1 protein-coding gene is annotated in these 1842 nt (G+C 36.8%); it reads left to right on the forward strand.

Annotated elements, in window-relative coordinates; genetic code table 11:
- Nucleotides 1–162: 162 nt before the first annotated feature.
- Nucleotides 163–1842 (forward strand): IS1182 family transposase (locus tag DFR57_RS18045; RefSeq protein WP_170133034.1); only part of this gene is annotated, 1680 nt, incomplete at its 3' end.

The raw sequence follows: 1842 nt of genomic DNA on the forward strand, positions 1-1842 counted from the left end.
AAAGAGGCTGGGACAAAACTCAGTATAAAAAATGAAAAATCGCACCATTCCAAATAATTGGAAGGTGCGATTTTTTTATTGGTTCAGCTATTTTATACAAGAAAAAAAGGATACCTTCTGATAAAATTAAAGCACCACACAATAACTATCGGAGGTATCCTTATGTTTAAAAATTATAACATGAATCAAGTAATTTTGCCGCTAGATTTAGAAATGAAATTAGAAAAAAATGATATTGCCCTTACGGTCCATCATTTAGTAGAACAGATTCCGGAGGAAGCATTTGCTAGTTTCGTACGTCCAACAGGCTGTCCTGCGTATCATCCACGAATGATGATGAAGATTATTTTATGTGCGTATACCCAATCTGTTTTCTCTGGCAGAAAGATTGAGGCACTACTAAAAGATAGTGTACGGATGATGTGGTTAGCGCAAGGACATGAACCAAGCTATCGTACCATTAATCGCTTTCGGGTTAATCCAGAAGTAAAAGAATTACTACGCCAAAGCTTCGTGCAATTTCGATGCCAACTAGTACAAGAAGAGCTCATTGAAGAAGAAGCAATTTTTATTGACGGGACCAAGATCGAAGCAAATGCCAATAAGTTTACGTTCGTATGGCGAAAGTCAGTCGAAAGATACAGTGCTCAATTAGTAGAGAAATCAAATCAAATGTATGAAGAATTATTAGAAAAAGAAATTATTCCAGAAATTGAACGCGAAAGTACCGAAGAGCTTACTACCCAAGAACTTGAAAAAGTGGTAGAAAAGCTCGAAGAGACGGTAAAAGACTACGACAAAAAGATCGAAACAAGCGAGGATGTTTCCGAACGAAAACAACTTCGTTCTTTACGAAAAGCACCAAAACAATACGTGAAACAATATAAAGATTATCTAGCACGGAAAGAAAAATACCACCATGCGATGCAAGTATTTGGTGACCGAAATAGTTATTCCAAAACTGATCAAGATGCGACTTTTATGCGAATGAAAGACGATTATATGAAGAATGGACAACTCAAAGCTGGATATAATGTGCAAATTGCCACCGAAGGACAATATACGTTGGCTTATGACGTCTTCCCTAATCCAACTGACACACGTACTTTCATTCCATTTCTAGATAATATTGAGAAAAATTACTTTACACTTCCACCCTATATCGTTGCAGATGCAGGCTATGGCAGTGAACAAAATTACGAAGATGTTGTCCTTAACCGAAAACGCATTCCGCTTATCACCTATAACATGTATCGAAAAGAGAAGAAAAAGAAATATAAACAAGATCCATTTAACGTCATGAATTGGGAATATGATCAAGAAAGCGACGCTTTCCTCTGTCCCAATAATAAACAACTACCGTTTAAGTATATCTCTAAACGAACAGATAAACATCATTTCACGCGTACCTTTAACGTATACGAGTGTGAGGATTGTTCAAATTGTCCATTACGTTCCCAATGTACAAAAGCGAAGGAAGGAAATAATCGTAAAATATATTATAACCAAAAATGGGAGCAACAAAAAGCGTACACCCGCGAGCAGCTTTCTGAAAAAGAAACGGGGAAACTCTATGGCAAACGAAAAATAGATGTAGAACCAGTCTTCGGATTTTTGAAGGCTAATTTGTCATTCACTAAAATGTCAGTCAGAGGCAAAGAGAAAGTGGAAAGTGAATTAGGATTCGCATTTATGGCGGTGAACTTGAGGAAGTACACCGCTAAACAAGCGACTAAGGAAACAAATCCTGAAAACCATTCGTCAAAAAAAGGTTCCGATTATCAAATAACGATAATTGGAACCTTTTTTTATTATTTTAGGCTAGTTATGTCCCAGCCCCTT

Source organism: Saliterribacillus persicus (genome assembly GCF_003337485.1).
In the GTDB taxonomy this organism is placed as follows: domain Bacteria; phylum Bacillota; class Bacilli; order Bacillales; family Amphibacillaceae; genus Saliterribacillus; species Saliterribacillus persicus.